General features: G+C 62.9%; 18 protein-coding genes. 5 read left to right on the forward strand and 13 right to left on the reverse strand.

The window, feature by feature from the left end; genetic code table 11:
- Window positions 1–7: 7 nt before the first annotated feature.
- The 9 genes from murF to HMPREF2678_RS04200 form a co-directional block, all read right to left on the reverse strand.
- Window positions 8–1522: a UDP-N-acetylmuramoyl-tripeptide--D-alanyl-D-alanine ligase gene (murF, locus tag HMPREF2678_RS04165; RefSeq protein WP_034972087.1), complete on the reverse strand. Its 1515-nt coding sequence runs from the start codon at window positions 1520–1522 to the stop codon at window positions 8–10.
- A complete protein-coding gene (locus HMPREF2678_RS04170) occupies window positions 1519–3114 on the reverse strand; it encodes a UDP-N-acetylmuramoyl-L-alanyl-D-glutamate--2,6-diaminopimelate ligase (RefSeq protein WP_070551031.1) in 1596 nt (531 codons plus the stop codon). The genes murF and HMPREF2678_RS04170 overlap by 4 nt, the downstream gene beginning before the upstream one ends.
- Window positions 3111–5003, reverse strand: coding sequence for a peptidoglycan D,D-transpeptidase FtsI family protein (locus HMPREF2678_RS04175; protein WP_034980652.1), 1893 nt, complete (start codon window positions 5001–5003; stop codon window positions 3111–3113). The genes HMPREF2678_RS04170 and HMPREF2678_RS04175 overlap by 4 nt, the downstream gene beginning before the upstream one ends.
- A gap of 124 nt (window positions 5004–5127) precedes the next feature.
- A complete protein-coding gene (locus HMPREF2678_RS10345; protein ID WP_070551033.1) occupies window positions 5128–6066 on the reverse strand; it encodes a cell division protein FtsL in 939 nt (312 codons plus the stop codon).
- Window positions 6067–6133: 67 nt separating this feature from the next.
- Window positions 6134–7183: a 16S rRNA (cytosine(1402)-N(4))-methyltransferase RsmH gene (gene rsmH, locus HMPREF2678_RS04185; protein ID WP_256374890.1), complete on the reverse strand. Its 1050-nt coding sequence runs from the start codon at window positions 7181–7183 to the stop codon at window positions 6134–6136.
- Window positions 7184–7439: 256 nt separating this feature from the next.
- The gene (gene mraZ / locus HMPREF2678_RS04190) at window positions 7440–7871 is read right to left on the reverse strand and encodes a division/cell wall cluster transcriptional repressor MraZ (protein ID WP_034970161.1); all 432 of its coding nucleotides are present in this window, start codon (window positions 7869–7871) and stop codon (window positions 7440–7442) included.
- 142 nt (window positions 7872–8013) lie between these two features.
- Complete coding sequence (locus HMPREF2678_RS10190; RefSeq protein WP_141747014.1) at window positions 8014–8217, reverse strand: hypothetical protein; 204 nt, start codon at window positions 8215–8217, stop codon at window positions 8014–8016.
- A 152-nt stretch (window positions 8218–8369) separates the two neighbouring features.
- A complete protein-coding gene (locus tag HMPREF2678_RS04195; RefSeq protein WP_034977315.1) occupies window positions 8370–8780 on the reverse strand; it encodes a DUF3040 domain-containing protein in 411 nt (136 codons plus the stop codon).
- A 154-nt stretch (window positions 8781–8934) separates the two neighbouring features.
- Window positions 8935–9378, reverse strand: a complete 444-nt coding sequence (locus tag HMPREF2678_RS04200; protein ID WP_070551114.1) for an SAV_6107 family HEPN domain-containing protein — start codon at window positions 9376–9378, stop codon at window positions 8935–8937.
- A gap of 171 nt (window positions 9379–9549) precedes the next feature.
- Here HMPREF2678_RS04200 and HMPREF2678_RS04205 point away from each other — a divergent pair, with 171 nt between their 5' ends.
- A complete protein-coding gene (locus HMPREF2678_RS04205; RefSeq protein ID WP_034970168.1) occupies window positions 9550–10143 on the forward strand; it encodes a GNAT family N-acetyltransferase in 594 nt (197 codons plus the stop codon).
- Here HMPREF2678_RS04205 and metF read toward each other — a convergent pair.
- The gene (gene metF, locus HMPREF2678_RS04210; RefSeq protein WP_070551034.1) at window positions 10140–11108 is read right to left on the reverse strand and encodes a methylenetetrahydrofolate reductase [NAD(P)H]; all 969 of its coding nucleotides are present in this window, start codon (window positions 11106–11108) and stop codon (window positions 10140–10142) included. The genes HMPREF2678_RS04205 and metF overlap by 4 nt on opposite strands.
- A gap of 138 nt (window positions 11109–11246) precedes the next feature.
- Between metF and HMPREF2678_RS04215 the strand changes: the two genes are divergently transcribed.
- The 3 genes from HMPREF2678_RS04215 to HMPREF2678_RS04225 all read left to right on the forward strand — a co-directional run bounded on the left by HMPREF2678_RS04215 (window position 11247) and on the right by HMPREF2678_RS04225 (window position 15805).
- Entirely contained in the window at window positions 11247–12422 is a 1176-nt protein-coding gene (locus tag HMPREF2678_RS04215) for a polyprenyl synthetase family protein (protein WP_070551036.1), read from the forward strand.
- Window positions 12423–14177: a phytoene desaturase family protein gene (gene crtI, locus HMPREF2678_RS04220; RefSeq protein ID WP_070551038.1), complete on the forward strand. Its 1755-nt coding sequence runs from the start codon at window positions 12423–12425 to the stop codon at window positions 14175–14177. It abuts the gene before it with no gap.
- Window positions 14178–14242: 65 nt separating this feature from the next.
- Window positions 14243–15805, forward strand: coding sequence for an alpha-(1->6)-mannopyranosyltransferase A (locus HMPREF2678_RS04225; RefSeq protein ID WP_246817884.1), 1563 nt, complete (start codon window positions 14243–14245; stop codon window positions 15803–15805).
- On the opposite strand, the gene HMPREF2678_RS10010 is transcribed toward HMPREF2678_RS04225, so the two are convergent.
- Window positions 15705–16100, reverse strand: coding sequence for an Rv2175c family DNA-binding protein (locus HMPREF2678_RS10010; protein WP_051893526.1), 396 nt, complete (start codon window positions 16098–16100; stop codon window positions 15705–15707). The two genes, HMPREF2678_RS04225 and HMPREF2678_RS10010, sit on opposite strands and share 101 nt — an antisense overlap.
- Window positions 16101–16369: 269 nt before the next feature.
- Here HMPREF2678_RS10010 and HMPREF2678_RS04230 point away from each other — a divergent pair, with 269 nt between their 5' ends.
- Window positions 16370–18436 (forward strand): Stk1 family PASTA domain-containing Ser/Thr kinase, encoded by a 2067-nt coding sequence (locus tag HMPREF2678_RS04230; protein WP_070551041.1) that lies wholly within the window; start codon window positions 16370–16372, stop codon window positions 18434–18436.
- On the opposite strand, the gene HMPREF2678_RS04235 is transcribed toward HMPREF2678_RS04230, so the two are convergent.
- Together HMPREF2678_RS04235 and HMPREF2678_RS04240 are read right to left on the reverse strand one after the other, a co-directional pair.
- Window positions 18433–19821 (reverse strand): class II 3-deoxy-7-phosphoheptulonate synthase, encoded by a 1389-nt coding sequence (locus HMPREF2678_RS04235; protein ID WP_034970203.1) that lies wholly within the window; start codon window positions 19819–19821, stop codon window positions 18433–18435. The genes HMPREF2678_RS04230 and HMPREF2678_RS04235 overlap by 4 nt on opposite strands.
- Window positions 19822–19940: 119 nt before the next feature.
- Window positions 19941–20459: a polyadenylate-specific 3'-exoribonuclease AS gene (locus HMPREF2678_RS04240; protein WP_034972073.1), complete on the reverse strand. Its 519-nt coding sequence runs from the start codon at window positions 20457–20459 to the stop codon at window positions 19941–19943.
- Between the last annotated feature and the right edge of the window lie 28 nt (window positions 20460–20487).

The raw sequence follows: 20487 nt of genomic DNA on the forward strand, positions 1-20487 counted from the left end.
GGGTCTTTTAAACTCCTTGGTCCTCGCCGATCAGCAGCCCCTCTGCCACGGCCCATAGCCCGTCCGAATACGATGCCTTGATCAGCACCACATCCTGCGGGTTCAAACTCATATCCAGATAGTTCACGGCACCGTCAATGTTCTCGACGATGTGCGTATCCACGCCGCTTTCCCGGGCCTCGGTGGCCAACGCGTGCTGGTTCACCCCATTGCCCACGATCACCGCGTGGTCAATCCGCCGCTGTGCCAGCACCCGACCGAGTTCCTCGTGTTCCTCGCTCGCGTCCTCGCCCAGCTCACCCATCTGTCCCAGCACTGCCCAGCTTTCGGCGCCACGGCGCCCCTTGGCGGTATACGCCAGGGCGTCGATTCCCGCGCGCATCGATTCCGGGTTGGCGTTGTAGGAATCGTTGATGATGGTCACCCCGTCGGAAGCGCGGGTGCGCACGTCCATGCGGTTCACGCTGGCGGCGACGTGAGAGCTCAGCGAGGCCGCCACCGTGGCGGCGTCAATACCCAACTCGATCCCGACCGCCGCGGCGGCGAGGGCATTGGATACCTGGTGGGCACCAAACACCGACAGCTCCACCCGCACCGGTTCGCCCTTCGGGTGGTGCAGCATAAAGCTGGCGCGGGCGACGGCATCCAGCTGAATATCGCTGGCGTAGTAGTCCGCCGGCACGCCAGCGGCACCCGTCGCGCCTTCGGTGGAGAAGCGCACGACGCGGGCGGAGGTGCGCTTGTCCATCGCCGCGACCTTATCGTCGTCAGCATTCAGCACGGCCAGGCCACCGTCGGCAGCCTGCGGCAGCGCCTCAACCAGCTCGCCCTTCGCCTGAGCGATGGCCTGGCGGGAGCCGAACTCCCCCAGGTGCGCACTACCGACATTCAGCACCACGCCCACCCGCGGCGGGGTGACGGTCGTCAGGTGCTGGATGTGGCCGACCCCGCGGGCAGACATTTCGCTGACCAGGAAGCGGGTATCGCGGCCGGCGCGCAGCGCGGTGTACGGCAGGCCGATCTCGTTGTTGAAGCTACCCGGGGGCGCCACGGTCTCCCCTGCCTCCCGCAGCACGGCGCCGATCAGGTCCTTCGTGGAGGTCTTTCCGGCCGAACCGGTCACACCGATGACCGCCATGCCCTCTTCGGCGGCTAGTACGTCGGTGTTGTAGCGCGCCAGCTTGTCGACGGCGGCCAGCACTGCGGCACCGTGGCCTTCCGCATCGAACTCGAAGGCCGTCGCGTTGGAGGTCTGCTCGTTGGTCAGCACTGGCTCCGCTAGCAGGGCGGGCTGGTCGACCTTTCGGCCCACTACCAGCAGGGCGGCACCGTTCTGCAGTGCGGAGTCGGCGAAGTCGTGGCCGTCAGCGCGGGCTCCGGGCAGGGCCATGAAGATCGAGCCCGGGGTGATCTTGCGCGAGTCGAACTCTACCGGGCCGGTCACCACGGTCTGCGGGTTCGCCCCGTTAATCAGCGCCCCGCCCGTCACCTCGGCGATCTGTGCGTTCGTTAGTTCAATCATCGCTGCTCACTGCCTTCATGGTTTCTTCCTGCCGCGACCTGCTTCTGCAACGCTGCCGCCATTACCTCTACATCGTCGAATGGGTGCATGGTGCCGGCCACGAGCTGGCCTTTCTCATGCCCCTTGCCCGCCACCACGATCGCGTCGCCAGGCTGGGCCCAGTTCACCGCCGCGGCGATGGCCTGCGCTCGGTCTGGCACGATCTCGCACACGGTGTCTGGGTCTTGTTGTTCTTTCTTTGTGACGCCCTCACGCGCCCCCGCGTAAATGGCCTCCCTGATCGTTGCAGGGTCCTCGTCACGGGGGTTGTCATCCGTCACGAACACGGCATCGGCCAGTTCACCGGCGATCCGTCCCATGATCGGGCGTTTGTCGTGGTCTCGGTTGCCACCGGCGCCCAGTACGATGCCGATGCGGGAGTTCGGATCCGGGAGGTAATCGTGCAGGCTGCTCAGTACCGCCTGGACGGCTCCCGGCTTGTGCGCGTAGTCGACCATGGCCAGGAAGTCCTGGCCTTCCTCGACCAGCTGCATACGGCCGGGAACCTGCACGTCGGCAAGCGCCTTGACCGCCGGGCTGTCGGCACCCAGGACTTCGCCGGTAACGGCTTCGATGCATGCCAGGGCGACCAGGCTGTTCGCCTGGTTGAACGCTCCGGCCATGCCGATGCTGTAGTCGAGTTCCCGCGGGGCAGCACCCCCGGCGATCGTCAGCCGAATGTGCTGGCGGCCGCTGGGCGTGACCTCGGTGGAAGCAATGGACCACGTCGGCGCGTCTCCTGGTTCCTCGCTTCCCTGCGGGTACAGCGCCACGGTCGGCGAGTATTCCCGCGCGATATCGCGCATCCGAACACCCCATTCGTCCTCGCAGCAGATCACTGCCGTGCCCGGCTGCTGGCCGTCTTCAGCACGTTCGAACAGCAGCGCCTTGGCCTGGAAGTAGTCCTCCATCGTCGGGTGGAAGTCCAGGTGGTCTTGGCTCAAGTTCGTAAAAGCCGCCACGTCGAAGTGGATCCCGCGCACGCGCCCGAGCTCCAGCGCGTGGCTGGAGACCTCCATCACCAGATGCGTCGCACCCTCGGCCACCATACGTGCGAGCAAAGCCTGCAGCGTGGGGGCCTCCGGGGTGGTCAGGGACGTCGGAATCGGGTTGCCGTTAATACGGGTACCGGTGGTGCCGATGAGCCCCACCTTCTTCCCGGAATCCAGCAGCGCCTTTTCCACCAGGTAGCTGGTGGTGGTCTTGCCCGATGTGCCGGTGATGCCGATGGTCTTTAGCTGGCGTGCCGGGTGGCCGTAGATCTCTGCAGCCACCGGCCCCATCCATTCGCGAACGTCGTCGACGACGATGCACGGTAGCAGCGTAGGGGCGTCATCAATAATGCGCTGTCCTGCGGCATCAGTAAGTACCGCAGCAGCCTGGCTATCCGCAGCGAAGGTCGCACCGTGTGCCTTCGCGCCGGGAACAGCACAGAACAAGCCGCCGGGCTCTACGTCCTGGGACCCGATCGCGGCCATGGAAACCTCCACGCCCTGCCACGGGCCGGTGAGGGTTCCCCCGCAGATCTCGGCTAGACGTTCCAAAGATGTCATCTGTTTGCCTCCAGCATCAGCTTCGGCCCTGCCTTCTCAGACAGCGGCACATTGTAATGGTCCAGCATCCACGACATGATGTCGTGGAACAGAGGCGCCGCCGTGCCGCCCGCACCACCATCCGTGCCGCGCTGCGGGTTATCCAGCATGATCCCCACCACGAAGCGTGGCTTATCGGAAGGGGCGATACCTGCAAAGGTAATCCAATACGAGGAGTTTGAATAGGCGCCTGTGTTCGGGTCGATCTGCTGCGCGGTACCCGTCTTGCCGGAGACTTGGTAGCCCTTGATCGCCGCCGGGGCGCCAGTTCCCTGCTGCACGCCTGTCTCGTCCGACTGGGTCACAGCCCGGAACATGTCCACCGTGGTGCGGGCGGTTTCGGGAGATACGACCTGGGTTTCCTTCGCCGGCTCTGCCCCTAGCTCTGTGCCGTCGGCGCTGGTGATCTTTTTGATCAGCCGTGGCTCTACGCGCACGCCGTCGTTCGCCAGGGCCTGGTAGATGCTGCTCATCTGCAGCAGACTCATGGACATACCCTGGCCAATCGGCAGGTTGGCGAACGTGCCACCAGACCATTGATTGCGCTCCGGCATGTAACCCGCCACCTCGTAGGGCAGGCCGACGCCCGCAGCCTGGCCAATGCCAAACTTGCGGAAGTAGTCGTACATCTTGTCCTCACCTACGCGCTGAGCGAGCATCAGGGTGCCAACGTTAGAGGACTTACCGAACACACCAGTGGTGGTGTACGGAACCTCGCCGTGGTCCCACGCATCCTTCACGGTCACGCCAGCCATGTCGATGGTGCCGGGTACCTTAAGGACTTCGTCGGGGGTGGTCTTGCCCTCCTGGATGGCCGCGGCAGCGGTCATGATCTTGGCCACGGAACCGGGCTCGAAGGAATCCGCCGTTGCGCGGTCGCCGAAGACCTTCTTGCGCTTCAGCTGCTTTTCGATGTCCCCGTTCGGGTCGATGGTGTCGCTGGAACCCATGGCGATGATTTCACCAGTCTTGGAATCCAAGACGACGGCAGAGGCGGACTTGGCGCCGGATTTCTCGCGGGCCTGCTGAAGCGCTTGCTGCACATAGGTCTGCGCATCCAGGTCAATGGTCAGCTGGTAGGAATCGCCGTTGACGGCCGGGTGCACATCGCGGGTGGATCCCGGGATCAGGTAGCCGTCGCCTGCAATATCCACAGTGCGGGAGCCGTTGATGCCCTGCAGACGAGCATCCTGCGACAGTTCCAGGCCGAACTGTCCCTGGTTATCTGTACTGATCTTGCCAATCATGTTCTGGCCGACGGCGCCATTGGGATATTGGCGCAGGTCTTGGCGCTCGGCAGTGATCTCCGGGAACTCCTCGGCCACTTTCTCGGCAATGTCCGGGTCGACGTTGCGGACCAGCACCTCGTAGTCGTTGTTGCTGGTCAGCTTGTCACGGATATCGTCTTCTTTGATGTCGTCGCCCTCTTTATTGATCATCTCGGGAAGGCGCTTGACGATATCTTCGATGCGCTGCTTGGGCTCCGGCACACCTTCGGGGTCTAGTTCATGACGCTCCTGCATGAACTTCTCGAGCTTCTTCGGGTGCACCGACAGGCTGCGCGCGTCCATGGTGTACGCAAGAGTCTGGCCGTTGCGATCCGTGATTCCTCCGCGCAGAGCGGGCTCGGTAATGACGGAGGTTCGCTGCAGCTGGGCCTGGGTAGCCAGCGTCGGGCTGGCTACCAGTTGCACCCATGCCAGACGCAGAATGAGGGACAGAGACGTCAGGAAAACGACGAGGAGGACAAGGCGAACTCGCTTGCTAAATCGAGCACCGGAGGTATCGAGGATCAACCACGAGTTACCGTCCACCGTCCGCGCGGAACGGCGATCGTTGGCTTTCGACACGTGGTTGTCCTCCTTTCAATTCACTCTTGGCTATTGTCCCCACAAATACGAAAACAAGCCGGGGTTCGCCCCGGCGTGTCTGAAGTTTTCGTTGTGCTCGGGATCCTGACTGGGGCTTGCCGTATTACCTAGCCGGCGCCGGTGCCGGAGGTGCTGCGGGAACCGGAGCGGCCGGAGCCTGTCCAGCCGGTGCCGGAGCTGGGGCTGGTGCCGCCGGCGCTGGAGCTGGTGCAGTACCTGGGCGACCAGCCGGAGCACCGGCCTGACCGCCGGAGTACGGCAGGCCACCAGAGTTCTGTGCATTCCCCGGAGCGCTTGCGTTGACGTCCGGCGCACGATCACCGGCTACGACCGGGTTATTCGGGTGCAGCCCCTCGACGCGGTTGGTCTTTTCCGGATCACTAGTAGCGCCCCGTCGCTTGGCGTTGCCGTTGACATCCACGACTTCCTTGCCACCCTCAGCCTCGGCCGGGCGACGCTCCTTAATCTTTCCGCCCTGGTCCTCCAGGATGCCTGCCTGCTTGGGCGACACCATGCCCATCTCGCTAGCTTCCTTCGCAATATTTGCGGAGGACTTCGCGTTAGCTACATCGCGGTTGAGGCTTTCGATCTGGTTTTCCAGGGTGGTGCTACGCTTCTGCGCTTCGGCGATCTGGAAGGACTGCTTCGTCGTCACACCGGACAGGGCCATCACGGAGATCACACCCACGACGAAAACTGCAACCGCGAATACGATACGACGGGTGAGCTGCGGGTTGCCGCGTTCCAGGGCGATAATGCGACGTCCGCGAACCGACACCTGCTGGCGCGAGCCCGTACGGCTACCACCGAAGCGACGGCTGTGGTCGCCGCGACCGATACGTCCGATGCGCTCAGTGCTGTCGGTACGGTTCGGACGATCGGCACGCGTGCCGCTCCAGTCGCTGTGGTTGCGGCGAGTGGGCTCGGTCAGCCCCTCGGCAAAACGAGAAGCAGAGCGGGAGGTAGAGCGTTCCGGGCGGGTACCGGTGGCGGCGCGGTCGGTGTGTGGGCGGCGAGTGCGGATGGTGCCTGGTGCGGTCATGTTTTCCTTCCGAAGTTTCGGAGGTCCGGGTTTGTTTCTATCAGTGCGGTGTAGGTGTTTTGCTTAGCTAACTGGGCGTGTCCAGGGGAAATGTTGTTTTCCCTCTGTCGCTGACCCTGCTGAAGGCTCTGACTCTGACGGGGGCTGCGCGGGAGTTTCTTTCGATCTCCGCGTCGCTGGCCTTCTCTGCTCCGCGAGTGCGGAGTTCGAATTCGGCCTCCATGTCAGGGAGCTCCATCGGCAGCCCCGCCGGAGTCTTTGATGTGCTGAGCTGCACCAATGCCTTCTTGACGATCTTGTCTTCCAGCGATTGGTAGCTCATGAACACACCCATCGCGCCGACGTGCATCCAGCGCGAAATCTCCGGAATTAGGTTCTCCAGCGATTCCAGCTCGGCGTTTACTTCGATTCGTAACGCCTGGAAGGTTCGCTTTGCCGGGTGACCACCAGTGCGGCGAGAAGCCGCTGGGATGGTGGCGTAGAGCAATTCGACCAAACGGCCAGAGTTCTCGAACGGCTGCTTGTCACGTTCGCGCACAACAGCACTAGCGATCTTCCCGGCAAACCTCTCGTCCCCGTAGGTCTTGAGAATGCGTGCGATCTCGCCGTGGCTGTAGGTATTCAGGATCTCCGCTGCGGTCAGCGGGCTGCTGGGATCCATGCGCATATCCAGCGGGGCGTCCACCGCGTAGGCGAAGCCACGTTCCGGCTGGTCCAGCTGCATGGAGGACACCCCGAGGTCGAACAGGAATCCGGAGATCCCGTGTTCCCGCATACTCTCGGGAAGCACGCCCTGCCCCATCAGATCTTCGAGCGCTTCAGTAACTCCGTCGAAGCGGGTCTGGTAGGACACGAAGCGGTCGCCATAGCCAGCCAGCCGCTCGTTCGCCTCCGCCAGCGCATTGGGGTCGCGATCCAATCCGACGACGATTGCGTGGGGAAAGGCGTCCAGAAAAGCTTCGCTGTGACCACCGGCGCCGAGGGTTCCATCGACGATGACGGGACGCTCGGGCGCGTTATCGCTGTTCACGCCCTGCCCTACCAGTTCGACCATTCGGTCGCGCATGACAGGTACGTGGCCGTGCTGCGCGTCGCTATTCGCTGCGTCCTGCGTCAATGTTTCCCTCCTTTCCAATGGCGTTGCTTCTGGGAATATCCAGGTTTATCTGGGGTGCTATGTAGTTCATGTGTCACATAGATACGTATGTGACTCAAAAGTTAAAAGAGTGCGAACAGGGCCTCACCTGCGTGGGTGCGGGCTTGACATCGGGGAAGTACGTCAAGATTCCGCGTCGTCCACGCAGGTAAGGGCCTGCGCACACTCTGTTGTTCACTATGAAGTTGTCAGGTTCATTACCGCTGGTCGCTACTTCCTAGAGGAAGGAAGCCAGCACCTCGTCGTCGCCGTCCGAGAAGTCCTCTTCATGCTCCGCGCTGTAGCTCTCCCAGCTCTCGGCGTCCCAGATCTCTATGAAGTCGACGTTGCCGATAACAACGCACTCCTTTTGCAGCCCCGCATAGTTCCTATGCAGTGCCGAGACCGAGATCCTGCCCTGCGAATCCAGCGCTTGCTCGTCAGCACTGGCAGCCAGGTTGCGGACAAACGCACGCGCCTTCGGGTTCGTGCGCGAAGCTTCGGCGGCCTTCTTGGCGCGAACCAGAAACTCCGCTTTGGGATATACAGCCAGGCTGCGATCCTGCCCCTTGACAACCATGAGGCCGTCCGTGAGCTCTTCCCGAAACTTCGCCGGAAGGGTCAAGCGCCCCTTGTCGTCGAGCTTCGGCGTAAAGGTGCCGAAAAACATGTCATCGGCCCCTTTCTTCTGAAGTTCCTCGCGTTCCTTGCTGCCGTACCGTTTTGCGCGCGAGCCGGTTTGTAGCTCCGACCAGCGGTTTCCCTATGAAGTTAGCGATCGTTGGCAGTTTTGCGCTCCAACGATCCCCACTTTACCCCACTTCCCCCCACAAACTCCACAACACGAAGTCTTTTGCATGTCTTTTCTTTATTTTCTTCACAACAGCAACGCTCAGTCCGGCGGCGCCTCGCCTGTTTATCTTAATGACGCCACCGCCTCCCCACCCAACACCCCAGCCATCGCTTAGCCATTCCCCCAGGCAGTAAGCAATTATTCTCCTCTCATTAACACTCATCCACCCTCTACACCCACCCGTCAACCAACAGAGTGGGGTGAAGTGGGGGAAGATTGCGTACAGGTGGTGAATGCGTCCACCATTCGACACAAAGAAAACCACCGTCCCTTGATGCAAGGAACGGTGGTTTGTCCGGTTTTAGTTGTCGTTGGTTATCGCTCGAAGCGGCGACGGAAGCTATCTTCCATCTTATCGCCTAGACCCCCAGAACCCCTACCTCCGGAAGCTCGCCGAGCTGCGCTCTTCGCCGACTTTCCAGACTTGGAGCGCTTGATGGCAGCTGCCTCGTGATCCTCATTCGGCTGAAACGCCAGCAGTCCCCCGCCAAACATAATGAGGAATCCAAGTACGCTCAGCGCCACGAACCACAGCGACAGCTGAGCGGCGGCAATTCCACCAACCATCACCGTCAGCCCCAGAACGATGAGCGCGACGGAACGAATGTTGAAGTTCAACGTCCGGTTATCGCTGGTGGAAGCCTGCTTCGCCAGGCGCGGATCTTCAGCGATCAGCGCCTGCTCGATCTCCGCGAGCATCCTCTGCTCCTGCTCCGATAGAGCCATCGCGACCTCCCATTTCTTTGCGGCTACTTTTGACAACGCTCGGCACTGAGAAATAGTTCCATCCCGCGCGCTTCACCCGCAGTTTCACTTCACCCACCCTACATCAGCCTGCGGTTTTCAAACAACGATTAGGCTCCTCAACGATTACACAGACCTAAGCAACCTTCGGCAGGTAGTCGACGACACTGCGGGCAACGTCCACCAACTCACAAGCGTCGCGATAGATCGTCCCGCGAGAATCGGGCGCGATCCCCTGGCTAAGCCCCAACCCCGCCCGGCTAGCTACCCGCGCATGCTTTTCAAAGACCTCTGACCACTCGTCCAAATCTGGACGCAGCACCCGGAGCTTCGCCCAGGCACTCCCGCTAGGGCGACGCTTGCGCGATGCCATCTCCCATTCAATCAGCGCCCCGGCGGCTCGCAACCCTGCCCGGTAGGCGTAAACAATTGCCTCCGATTCCCTGAGCTCCGCACGCGAAAGCTCCAACTGGCGCTCCGCATCATCCAAGAAGCCGCGCGGGCTCACGGTGCGCCGCGCGCGCCCCGTCCGCCCTACCTGCCGTGCTTGATCTACTTGCCGTGTTCGACCTACTTGCATTGGCCTTTCCTTCCTCATTGAGCAGCCCCCTTCTTCGGCCTCGTTGTTTTCAGTCATCACCATAGGAGGCACCCCGGACAAGCTCTCGATACTTCCCAGCATTTAATCGAACACATGTTTTAATTCGCTATATAGACCTAAGCCCTCCCCGCAGATGGCACTATGGAGGCCATGCGCGTATCCGTCCTCCCCGCCAACAACCGTCAATTCATCGCGCGCCTCGACGAGCTCATCGATATTCACCTCGCAGCAATGAGCTATCCCCAGGAAACCCACCCCCAGCGCAAGTCGTTGTGGTTTTACAATGCCTCCCAGCCCGACTTCACCTGCAGCATGGCACTACTGCACCAGGCGGACTCCACCCCGAACCCAGATGACAGCCGCCAGCGCTGCGTGGGAATCGGCTTTACCTTCCGCGGCTCCCCCAGTACCTGGTGGTACCGCCAAGTCGCACGGGGACTAGCTCTCGCCGGACACCCGCGCGCGGATGTCTCCCGCATTCTCCACGCCTACGCAGAGCTTTCCGAGATACATGTTCTGCCACCGGCGCAGGGTGAGGGCGTCGGTACCAAAATCCTGAACAACCTGCTGCAGCGAACACCACAGAACACAGTGATGCTCTCCACGCCAGAGGTGGAGGGCGAGGCGAACGCAGCCTGGCAGCTTTATCGCAAGGCTGGTTTCACCGATGTACTGCGGAACTTCAAGTTCCCCGCAGACCCCCGCCCGTTCGGCATTCTGCAGTGGACGCGGGCCGGACTCTAGCGCACCATGTCGTGACCAAGCCCCGGCCCCCACGCCGGCGCCATTCCCAGGTTGTGCAAGACCTCCTGGGTGGCTCGCACGTTATTCATCGTCATAAAGTGCAGGTCGGGCACGCCTTCGGCGATCAGGCGCTCGGCCATCTCGGTCGTCACTTCAATTCCAACCTCGCGGATAGCGTCGCGGTTGGCCACCTCGTCGCCAGCTGCGGCATCCAACAGGCGCCTCTCCAGCTGCGGCGGCAGCGCTGCTCCCGCGAGCTCCATCTGGCGGCGCACGCTACGCAACGACGTGATCGGCATCAGCCCCGGAATGATCGGCTTCAGGCCGTGCTCCGGATCAGCCTTGGCCAGGCGATCCCGCAGCCGCAGGTAGTGGTCCACATCGAAGAACATCTGGGTAATGGAGTACTGCGCCCCGGCGCGCAACTTCGCCAGGGTGTACTCCGTATCCATCTCCAGCGACCCGGTGCGGTAGTGGCCTTCGGGAAAGCTGGCAATGCCGATATCGAAGTCATCGCATTCCGGCATGTCGCGGATCATTTCGATCAACTCGCTGGCGTAGTTCAGGCCGCCGGGCGTGGCCACCCACTCGGCGTTCGGATCACCTGGCGGGTCGCCGCGCAGCGCAAGCAGGTTCGTCAGCCCCAGGGAGGCGTAGGTTCGCAGCATCGCCTGCAGCTCTTCCTTGGTGTGCTGCACCAACGTCATGTGCACCAGGGTGGTCAGCGGCTTAGTCCCTAGTCGCTTTGCCACTCGCAGGGTTCGTTCGCGGGTGCTGCCGCCGGCGCCGTAGGTCACGGAGGCAAAGCTCACCCCGAGGTCGTGGAAGGCTTCGGCGGCGTTCCACAGTCGTTCCTCGGCGGCATCGTCGCGCGGTGGCATGAATTCGACAGAGAAGGGTACGCGCCCCGGCGTGAAGAGGGATAGAGACTGGGATACGGCAACCTGCCTGCGGATACTAGCCATACCCAAACATCATATAGACAGAGCTGTCCATTTCAAGGTTTTCGGATTTTCCACCACGTTTCCCTGCATGTAACCCACCCCCACACGCCATAGCTCTATTCTTCGCCCACGGCCCTCGACCCCTTAGAATAGAGAGCCATGAGTACCGATGAGCAGGCATCCCACCCTTGGAACCTCGAGTCCCCACTGTCCGCTGTTCCCGCCGCCGTCGATACGCATCTGCAAAGGTATCTGCAGCAATCCCAACAGGAGTTCTCTCACATCAACCCCCTCGTTGACGGCGCCATCGCGGTTCTACGCGACTTCATCGTTAACGGCGGCAAGCGCGTGCGCCCGACCTTCGCTTGGGCAGGTATCCGCGCAGCACTCGAAGGCGGCGGCGGGTCGCTGGATGCTCTTTGTGGGATTGGTATGGACGCCCCGTCCTCCGCCCCCGCAGAACCCAGCGCACACTCGACATCAGTGCTTAACGCTCTATCGTCCTTCGAGTTCATCCAGGCCTGCGCCCTGATCCACGATGACATCATCGACCGCTCCGATACCCGGCGCAGCTTCCCCACCGCCCACCGCACTTTCGAGTCCCGCCACCGCGAACGCGGCTGGCTGGGTTCCTCCCAACACTATGGGGTCAGCCAGGCGATTCTCATCGGCGACTTGGCTTTCGCCTGGGCAGATGACCTTTACAACGGTTCGGGGCTCAGCATCAACGCGCTGCACCGTGCCCGCCCAGCCTGGCGCGCCATGCGCACCGAGGTCATCGCGGGGCAGATACTGGACATTGCCGTCGAGGCGAACGGCAGCGAGGACGTCGCAGATTCCTTTGCCGTGATCAAGTACAAGACGGCCTCTTACACTGTCGCGCGCCCCCTGCACATCGGCGCTGCACTGGCGGGCGCGGGCGGGCGCACCGTAACCATGCTGCGGAACGTGGGGCAGGATATCGGCGAGGCCTTCCAGCTGCGCGACGATCAGCTGGGCGTGTTCGGCGACCCGGAGGTCACCGGCAAGCCGTCCGGCGATGACCTGCGCACGGGCAAGCGCACCACGCTCATCAACGAAGCCCTGCGTCGGGGCGACGCCGCCCAGGCGACCGCCCTGCGCAAGGGGCTGGGCAAGGGCGAGGAATCCACAGAGGCTGACATCGAACGCCTGCGCGACATCATCCACGACACGGGCGCACAGGCTGAGGTGGAGAAACTGATCGAGGCGCGCACGCAACGGGCGATCGAGTCTCTGCGCGCGGGCGGTTTGGGCGCAGACATCACCACGGAACTCACTCAGCTGGCGGAAAAACTAACGCACCGGAGGTTTTAAATGAAGCTATCTACCCGCTCTGCCGACGGTCGCCGTCACCTGAGCCTGCCGAGCCCCTTGGTGCCCATGACGCGCCCCACGCTTCGCCGTCGCCTGCCCGGCAATGGCGAGCGCGTGGTCGTGATCGGCGCGGGGCTGGCTGGCCTCTCCGCCGCATTGCGCCTGCGTTCCGCGGGACGCGATGTGACCGTCATCGAGGCCGCCAGCGAGGTCGGCGGCCGCTGCCGTAGCGAGGTGCTGACCAGCGCCCATGGCGACTTCGTTGCCGACACAGGCGCCACGGTGCTGACCATGCCGGGACTGGTCGAGTCGGCAGTTGCTTCCGTCGGCTTCGACCTGCGCACCGATACGGCGGTGCAGCAGCTGGGATTGGATCGCCCGTGGGCTCCCCGGCGCCTGGCGCCGGCCTACCACGCGCAATTCGCCAGTGGCCAGCACGTAGAGGTCTTCGCTGACCGCGACGCTATGGTCGCGGAGATTCGCCGCTTCGCTTCCGCCAAGGGGCTGGATCGCGCGGCGACGGACAAGCTGGTGGCCGGTTACCTCACCCACCGCCAGTGGTCGCAGGACGTGTTCAGCGCTAGCTTCGAGAACTTCCTGGCCGCGGACTTTGACGGGGCGCTGGACTTGCTGTCCACGCCCGCTGCGGCGTCCGACCTCAGCCACCTTGGCTCCCTCGGCGCCTTCGGCAGCCTCGGCAAGACCGCCGCCCGGCACCTGCCCGACCCAGACCTCCAGCGACTGTTTACATTCCAGGCACTTTACGCGGGCGTGGCGCCGAAGGACGCACGTGCGGTGTACACCGTTATTTCCCACATGGATACGACCATGGGCGTGTTCTACCCGGGATTCTCTATGAGCGAGGTGCCGGAGGTCATGGCCGCGGCGCTGCGGGCTGCCGGTGGACGCATCATTACCTCCGACGCAGTTGAGCGCGTGGATTTCTCTGAGGACCTCATCACCGGAGTGCACACCCGCTCGGGCGAACACATCGCCTGCGACGCTGTCGTGGCAACACCCGACCTGCCGGTGGTGGGCAGCTTGTTGACGCGCTCCGGTCGCGCCAGCTCGCTGGTTTCCCGTTCCTTCGCCCGCCGCATGTGGCGCAAGGTTGCGCCGCTGCGCTGGTCGCCCTCGGCCGTAGTCATTCACGGCACCATTCCGACCGACGTATCCGGTGTGTGGGAATCCCAGCGCCACCACACCATCAGCTTTGGAGAGGCCTGGGACGATACCTTCCGCGAGATCACGGCTACCCGCGGGCGCGGCAGCCTCATGAGCGACCCCTCGCTGCTGCTGACCCGCCCGGCGCGGACGGTTCCGGAACGCGCTGCCGGAAGCGATGATGTGCAGCCGGTCGGCACTGCCTATGAGCCGTTGAGCATTCTTGCGCCCGCCCCCAACCTGCGCTCGGCGGATATCGATTGGGACAACGTAACCGCTCCCTACGTCCAGGAGCTCCTGGGTGTGCTGGAACAGCGCGGGTACACCGGCATCGCAGAACACTTCTGTGCTGCCAAGGTGGAAACCCCAGCAACGTGGCACAGTGACCACAGCTTCGGTGCCGGCACCCCCTTCGCCCTGGCGCATTCTTTCACCCAAACCGGGCCGTTCCGTCCCCGCAACGCCCGGGCGTTCGGAGTGGATAACCTGGTGCTCGCCGGATCGTCGACGACCCCCGGCGTCGGCGTGCCGACCGTGATTCTTTCCGGAGCGCTTGCCGCCCGGCGCATCACCGGCGGTGGTGTGTTGTGACGGCCGCGGAGGGCTTTCTAAACAAGGCCCGATCCCGCCTGCAGGCGATCAGCTATAGCCGTGCCGTGTGGTTGGGGCTTATCGGCAGTGTCTTGTTGACGCTGACTTCCCATTGCGTCGGCGCTGTCCGTTCCCGCGGAGGAATCATGCAGGAGCTAGGTCTTAGCTCCTTCACTTTCGGCCATGCTGCTGGAATGCTGACGGTCGTGATGTGGCTGGCGCTTCTGGCGATGATCCTCAGCTGGATCGTCATCGGCAGGCACGTTTTTGTTCACGGCCAGCCCCTTCGCCGGTCTGCGGTTGCGGCGTGGATTGGGCCGCTTGTTTTGGCTGGCCCTTTGATGTCCCGGGACATTTACTCCTACCTAATGCAGGGAACCCTGGCCCGCGATGGATTCAACGCTTACGAGGTTGGCGCTGCCGCCAACCCCGGCCCCCTGCTTTTCGAGGTCAGCGCCGATTGGCGAAACACGACCACACCCTATGGCCCACTGCACATGGGTCTCGGCAAGGCAATCACGTCCATCACCGGCGATAGCATTACTTCCGGCATCCTTGCCTTCAAGCTTCTTTCCATCGCATCGGTGCTGGTCATGGCTTGGGCAGTGGCTAGGTTGGCATCCCACTTGGGGGTCCGCCCGGATGTGGCGGTGTGGCTTGGGGTTTTCAACCCCCTGAGCGTGCTGCACCTTGTCGGCGGAATGCACACCGAAAACCTGATGATGGCTTTGATCCTGCTGGGCTGCCTGTGCGCCGTGCGGGTTCAACCGGTAGCTGGCGGCCTGGCGGCTGCGGCGCTGATCGGCGCAGCGGCTGCGCTGAAAGCCACGGCGTTTATCGCCCTTCCCTTCACTGTGTGGATCATGGTGGCGCGCGTGGCAGGCCCACTTCCGCCTAGTGAAGGTAAGCGCCGGTGGCTGCAGCTCCGCGATACCTGGCGTCGCTTCGGCGCCCTGGTGTGGACGGGTCTGGCAAGTGCTGCGACCTGCGTTGGAGTCCTGGCCCTCATCACCGTTGCCACCAACCAAACCTGGGGCTGGGTCACGGAGGTCACGGGCAACTCGAAGGTCATCAATCCCCTCGCCCTGCCATCGTTCATTGCATCTTCTTTGGAACCACCGCTTTCGCGCTTCAACGACGATCTGACCTTCAACGTGTTGGTGGAGGCAATCCGCCCCGTCAGCAGCGCCCTCATGCTGCTGGGTCTGGTGGTCGCGTGGTGGCTGTTCCGCCACGACGTGCGCACCGCCTTCGCCGGCATGGCTGTGGCCTACGCCGTTACGTGCGTGCTCAATACAGTGACACTTCCCTGGTACTACACCGCGCCCCTGGCGCTAGTTGCACTAGCCAACCAGTCGCCGAGGTTGATCTACCTGACCAGCGTGTTCTGCATGTGGGTGGCTTTCATGTTCGACGGTGGCGGCAACAACCGCCTCTACGCCCTGTGGTGGGTTATCGCCATCGCTGCGGTATTCGCCTGGGTAGCCCACGCCTGCCTGGACTACTCCCCCACACTGCCCTGGCGGACTACAAAATCGCCATCGCCTGAGCCCTGCGCATCACCTCGCGGGCAAGGTGCCCGTGCAGGGCATCCACCGGTCGCCCCGGCAGAGAATCATCTTCAGTAAACAGGTAATCCAGAATCTCCGTATCGGAATACCCGCCATCGCTCAGCAAAGCGATGGCTCCGGGAACAAACCGGTTTAGCTGTCCATCGTCATCCAAGAATCGGCTGGGTACGTACCGCACGCCGTCGACCACTACGGCCAGCAGCTGCTTCTTGCCCAGCATGTCCATCACCCGGGTGACCACCAGGTTCATCCGTTCTGCAATGTCGGGGAGGGGCAAGACCTCTTCGCCTGCGGGAACCCCGCCCACTACCTCGTCGAGGATCTTTCCCTGGCTTGCGTCCGCGGACTGCATGGATGCGTCGTGGTTGTTTGCGTGCTTGTTTTGGTTGCTCACGGTGGCCACTGTAGCGCGTGGGCGTCAAGAAGAGTCAATAGCATTCGGCAACATTCAGCAACATTCGGCAACGGTCGACCGGAAACAAATAGGGGCGCGCGTAACTCTAAACGTATAATGACACGAGTACCACTAGAATAATTGCGCAACATTGCATACCAATTCTCCCAAGATAACCCTGTAGAAGAACCCAAACGACCGCAAAGAAACCGAGGCTGAGAATAGACGTGAGCGAGCTTTACCCGGGAGACCTGCTGGAGGGGCGCTACCGCATCGGCGCCCAAATCGCCCGCGGTGGCATGTCCACCGTCTACGCAGCGATTGATACCCGCCTGGATCGCGAAGTCGCCGTCAAGGTGATGGATCCCGCGCTCGCCCAAGAACCAGCCTTCCGCACCCGCTTCGAACGCGAAGCGCGCGCCGTGGCGAAGCTTAGCGACCCCACCCTGGTTAACGTCTTTGACCAGGGTGTAGACGAAGACTACGTGTTTCTGGTCATGGAGCTGGTCGAGGGTGGATCGCTGCGCGAACTCCTCAAGGAACGCGGCCCCATGCCACCGCACGCGGCCGTTGCGGTGATGAAGCCGGTGCTGGGCGCGCTGGCTCTGGCTCATTCGAAGGGAATGATTCACCGTGACATCAAACCCGACAACGTACTGATCAGCGACGACCACCGCGTGAAGCTAGCGGATTTTGGGTTGGTGCGTGCAATCAACACCGCCATGGGTGAGCAGTCGGAAACGACCACTGCCGTCAATGGGCAGGTCATCGGCACCGTCGGCTACCTCTCCCCTGAACAGGTCCGCGGTGAAAACCTGACGCAGGCCAGCGACGTGTACTCCGCGGGCATCCTACTTTTTGAGCTTCTGACCGGCCGCACCCCGTTTAAGGGCGGCACCGCCGTGGAAACGGCAATGGCTCGCATCAATCGACCTGTACCGGCACCAAGCACCCTAATGCCTGATGTGCCGCCGGAGATCGACGAACTGGTGCTTCGAGCCTGCCACCGCGACCCCCGCCAGCGCTTCCAGGACGGCACCGAGTTCCTGGACGCTGTCGAGCGCACCGCCGAGGAGCTGGATATCCCGGAGTTCCAGGTTCCTGCGCCCACCGACTCTGCCGTTCGCAGCGCGCTGGCGGGTACGGACTTTGGCGAGCGCACGCCATGGAACGACGAATCCATGGCGACCCGCGCCGTTACGCTGCCAGAGCAGGATCATGCGCAACCCGGTTCTCGCTACAGCGCCCGTCTAGACTCCCGTCACACGACCGAGACTCGCTACGACCAGCCCGGTCGTCCGGGCTACGCCGAGCGCCCGGACGCCATGTCTCCGCGCCCGGGACCCCCGGGACCCCCGGGACCCCCAGCACACCCGGCACATCCACCGCGCGCGGCGCGGCCCGTTCGCAAGCTCACCAACAAATCCCCCCTGGCAACGGTCATCTGGATCCTGGTGCTCCTCGCACTGGTCGTCGGGATTGCACTAGGCGGATGGTGGTTTACCTCTGGCCGCTACGGCGAGATTCCCACCGTCCTGGGCATGGATAAAGCAACCGCCCAGGCGACGATTGAGGAAGCCGGGTTCAGCTCCACGTTGGACGAGCGCTACGACAACGACGCGGAGAAGAACACGGTGATGGGTACCGATCCCGCGAAGGGGCACCGCGCCGTCCGGGGCTCCGAGGTCGCCGTGCTGCTGTCGCTAGGCAAGCCGACGGTGCCTGATCCAGGGAAGAATTCGAGCCTGCAGTACTACACCAAAAAATTGTCCGACCGCACCCTCAAGGTGAAGAAGGGCGACGACGTCTATTCCGAGGACGTAGCAAAAGGGCACGTCGCGGAGGTAAAGCCCGCCGCTGGATCCGAGGTGCAGACCGGATCGACCATCGTGGTGCACATGAGCAAGGGCAAGCCGCCAGTCACCGTGCCGGACGTGCAGGGGCTTTCTATGGATGACGCCCGTAAGGCTCTGCGCGATGCAGGGTTGAACCCGGTCGATGGCGATCCCGTGGAGGACTCCTCCGAGAAATCCGGGCACGTAGCGGAACAGTCGCCCAAGGCGGGCGAGCAGGTGGATCCGGAAAAGAACAAGGACGTGGAAATTCGCGAGTCCACGTCCCAGCGCGTGCCGTGGGTATTCGGCCTGACTGCTGAAAGGGCGAAGGAAAAGCTGGAGGATTCCGGCTTTGAGGTCAAGATCAAGGGGAACCCCCAGGGCTTCGTTATCAGCCAGTCCCCCGGGCCCGGTTCCCGCAGCCACCGAGGGGCCACGGTCACCCTGACCACAATCTAGTTGCGCAGCATCTCCGCCACGAGGAACGCCAGCTCCAGCGACTGCTGGGTGTTCAGGCGCGGGTCGACGGTGGTGGCGTAGCGCTCCGGCAAGTCCAGATCCGAGATGGACTGGCCGCCGCCGACGACCTCGGTGACGTCCTCACCGGTCAGCTCCACATGGATACCGCCCGGGTGCGAGCCGATCTTGCGGTGCACCTCGAAGAAGCCCTGCACCTCGTCGATGATGCGATCGAAGTCGCGGGTCTTGTAGCCGTTGCTGGAGGTGTAGGTGTTGCCGTGCATCGGGTCGCACTGCCAGATGACCTTGTGCCCGGTCGCCTCCACGGCCTCCACGATGGGAGGCAGAACCGTCCGGATCTTGTCGTAACCCATGCGGGTGATCAGAGTCAGTCGGCCCGGCTTGTTATCCGGATCCAGCTGGCGGACGTAAGCGACGGCCTCCTCCGGCGTGGTGGTCGGGCCGATCTTCACGCCCACCGGGTTGGCGATCAGGGAGGCGAAGCGGATGTGCGCGTCATCGATCCCGCGGGTGCGCTCACCGATCCACACCTGGTGTGCGGACAGGTTGTACAGTGCGTCGTTACCCTCTTCGTCATGAGCCAGGCGCAGCATTGCGCGCTCGTAGTCCATGACCAGGGCCTCGTGGGAGGCAAAAATGTCGGCAGAACGCAGGGTTTCCGAAGTCACGCCGCAGGCGGACATGAACTCCAGGCCGCGGTCGATCTCCGTCGCCAGGGCCTCGTAGCGGGCACCTGCTGGGGAGGTTGCGACGAACTCGCGATTCCACTCGTGCAGCTTGTAAAGGTCCGCCGTGCCGGAGTTCGTCAGGGCACGCACCAGGTTCATCGCCGCCGAGGAGTTAGCGTAGGCGCGCACCATGCGGGATGGGTCGTGGGCGCGGGCCTCCTCCGTGGCCTCTACGCCGTTAACCAGGTCACCGCGGTAGTTCAGCAAACCATTAGAGTCGCGGTCCGCGGAGCGTGGCTTGGCGTACTGGCCGGCGATACGGCCCATCTTCACCACGGGAGTGGAGGCACCGTAGGTCAGCACAACCGCCATCTGCAGCAGGGTCTTAACGTTGCCCCGCAGGTGCGGTTCGGTGTTGGTCTCAAAGGTCTCGGCACAATCGCCACCCTGCAGCAGGAATGCCTTACCCAAGGCGACGTCTGCCAGCTGCTTCTTCAGCTTCTTAATCTCGGGCGCCACCACAATCGGCGGTACGGATTCCAGGATCTTCCGCACCCGCCCGGCGTGCTCCGGATCCCAGCTGGGCTGTTGCTTCGCGTCGCGGGACAGCGCATCTTCTAATTTCTCCGCAATCTTCGCAGGAAGCGGAGGCAGATCGGGCAGTTCGTCTAGCGGTGCATCAATTGTCCAAGCCATAGAGAAAGCATACTGTACCGGGACAGCGCTGTCGGCATTCAGGCCTTTTTCAGGCTGTGCGGTAGCCGACCCCCGCAGATGGGGGTGACGCTGCGGTTAACGGCGGTTAACGTTGGCGGTCAACGTAGCCCGCGCAGCGCTTCCATGGAAAGGCGATACTTCACGGCGTTGAAACGGGCGTCCGCAAGAGCATCGTGAGCGTTGCTCGGGCTTTCGGGCAACCGCGGTCGACCGGCCATCTCCCACAGCTGCTTCAGCTCGTGGGTGAAGCGTGGCAAGTCGGCGGGCAAGCCCGTCATGTCGCCCCACAGTTGCGCCAGAGCCACATGATCGTACGCCCCGACCCAGGCCCACAGTTCGGGGCGCTCCACGGGCTTTCCGCGGGCCTTCGTTGCCCGCTCGGGCACTAGGAACTCATGCAGTTTGGTGCGGATCGTCGCCCTATCCATCCACGCTTTATCGGAACGCGGCGGCAGTTGCGGTAGCACGTTCTTCTGCACCCACTGCCCCGCCCGGTGCGCGTTGAATTCTGTGGAGACCGCGTAGAACTCCCGGCCGTCTTCGGCCACCACGCCGATGGAGATCAGATCGATCGTGGTGCCGTCCTCGATGAATTCAGTGTCGTAGAAGTAGCGCACGGTAATCCAGTCTAGAGCCCCTCACCCA

Origin of the sequence: Corynebacterium sp. HMSC058E07 (assembly GCF_001809885.1) — a bacterium.
GTDB classification, from domain to species: Bacteria; Actinomycetota; Actinomycetes; order Mycobacteriales; family Mycobacteriaceae; genus Corynebacterium; species Corynebacterium macclintockiae.

Excerpts from the sequence above, each read along its gene's own strand:
- HMPREF2678_RS10190 (WP_141747014.1), bottom strand. The coding sequence starts at position 8,217 with ATGAGTGTTAATGAGAGGAGAATAATTGCTTACTGCCTGGGGGAATGG.
- HMPREF2678_RS04235 (WP_034970203.1), bottom strand. The coding sequence starts at position 19,821 with ATGGCTTGGACAATTGATGCACCGCTAGACGAACTGCCCGATCTGCCT.
- HMPREF2678_RS04215 (WP_070551036.1), top strand. The coding sequence starts at position 11,247 with ATGAGTACCGATGAGCAGGCATCCCACCCTTGGAACCTCGAGTCCCCA.
- metF (WP_070551034.1), bottom strand. The coding sequence starts at position 11,108 with ATGGCTAGTATCCGCAGGCAGGTTGCCGTATCCCAGTCTCTATCCCTC.
- HMPREF2678_RS04205 (WP_034970168.1), top strand. The coding sequence starts at position 9,550 with ATGCGCGTATCCGTCCTCCCCGCCAACAACCGTCAATTCATCGCGCGC.
- murF (WP_034972087.1), bottom strand. The coding sequence starts at position 1,522 with ATGATTGAACTAACGAACGCACAGATCGCCGAGGTGACGGGCGGGGCG.
- HMPREF2678_RS10345 (WP_070551033.1), bottom strand. The coding sequence starts at position 6,066 with ATGACCGCACCAGGCACCATCCGCACTCGCCGCCCACACACCGACCGC.
- HMPREF2678_RS04195 (WP_034977315.1), bottom strand. The coding sequence starts at position 8,780 with ATGGCTCTATCGGAGCAGGAGCAGAGGATGCTCGCGGAGATCGAGCAG.
- HMPREF2678_RS04170 (WP_070551031.1), bottom strand. The coding sequence starts at position 3,114 with ATGACATCTTTGGAACGTCTAGCCGAGATCTGCGGGGGAACCCTCACC.
- HMPREF2678_RS10010 (WP_051893526.1), bottom strand. The coding sequence starts at position 16,100 with ATGCAGTCCGCGGACGCAAGCCAGGGAAAGATCCTCGACGAGGTAGTG.
- mraZ (WP_034970161.1), bottom strand. The coding sequence starts at position 7,871 with ATGTTTTTCGGCACCTTTACGCCGAAGCTCGACGACAAGGGGCGCTTG.
- HMPREF2678_RS04200 (WP_070551114.1), bottom strand. The coding sequence starts at position 9,378 with ATGCAAGTAGGTCGAACACGGCAAGTAGATCAAGCACGGCAGGTAGGG.
- crtI (WP_070551038.1), top strand. The coding sequence starts at position 12,423 with ATGAAGCTATCTACCCGCTCTGCCGACGGTCGCCGTCACCTGAGCCTG.